1 pseudogene is annotated in these 245 nt (G+C 50.6%); it reads left to right on the plus strand.

The features are described from left to right. Nucleotides 1-245, plus strand: a pseudogene (locus SB822_RS59850) (hypothetical protein); the annotation flags it as partial.

Genomic DNA, 245 nt, shown 5'->3' on the forward strand with positions numbered 1-245 from the left:
GTCCATGTTTTCCGTGACAGCGTCGAAAATATGGAATTGCCAGTGGGCAATACAAGGGTGAAGATTGCCGGATTCAGCTACGGCCGCCGCCATGTAACCGAGCCGATGGTTGAACATTACCCCGACAAACAAGCAGGCGTTATCCAAATCGGCATGCTTCACGGTTCTGAAGAAAGCGATACGGAACACGCCGTATACGCCCCGTTCCGCAAAGAGCAATTGCTGGCCAAAAATTACGATTATTG

Origin of the sequence: Paraburkholderia sp. SIMBA_054 (assembly GCF_046534875.1) — a bacterium.
In the GTDB taxonomy this organism is placed as follows: Bacteria; Pseudomonadota; Gammaproteobacteria; order Burkholderiales; family Burkholderiaceae; genus Paraburkholderia; species Paraburkholderia hospita.